General features: G+C 60.6%; 1 protein-coding gene and 1 pseudogene. Both read right to left on the bottom strand.

Annotated features, from left to right (window positions below; translation table 11 throughout):
* A partial coding sequence (locus ACFQ2O_RS22540; RefSeq protein WP_377533305.1) for an S-adenosylmethionine:tRNA ribosyltransferase-isomerase occupies positions 1–135 on the bottom strand: 135 nt, incomplete at its 3' end.
* 139 nt (positions 136–274) lie between these two features.
* A pseudogene (locus ACFQ2O_RS22535) lies at positions 275–518 on the bottom strand (SAM-dependent methyltransferase); the annotation flags it as partial.

The following is a 518-nucleotide window of genomic DNA, read 5'->3' as shown; positions in this document are numbered from 1 at the left end:
CCGGTCGCCCAGCAACCCCTGCTGGTACACCAGCAGCCGCGACTGGTCGCGGTTGGCCAGCGGCTCGGGCGCAATGCGTTCGGGCGGCAGCTCGTAGGTGAAATCGTGGATGGAAAGCCGGCGCGGATCAGTCATTAGTTTGAAGCTATAAGCCGCAAGCTACAAGCTGCAAGCCTTTTTCGACCCGCCCGCAGCTCAAAAAGGCTTGCCACAAACTTCCTGTGCCTCCTGAACACGCTCGCAGCTTGCGGCTTGGAGCATGCAGCTCAAAAGCTCATTTTTGAAAGAACAGTAGATGCTGCTGGGGAAGGGTTTCCACCGAGTCAATGAGGCGCAGGCCCACGGCGGCCATTTCGCGGCGGGCCTGGGCCACGCTCATTTTATGGATGCGCTTGATGGGTACGTTGGGGTCTTCGGCCCGGTATTCGACCAGCGCCAGCCGGCCAGTGGGCGAAAGGGCCTGACGAATGGCGCGAGCCATTTCGCGCGGGTAGTCGAACTCATGATAGGCATCCACC

Source organism: Pontibacter rugosus, assembly GCF_042678745.1.
GTDB lineage: Bacteria > Bacteroidota > Bacteroidia > Cytophagales > Hymenobacteraceae > Pontibacter > Pontibacter rugosus.
The sequence above is the reverse complement of the archived record's forward strand: the minus strand, read 5'-3'. Positions and strand labels throughout refer to the sequence as shown.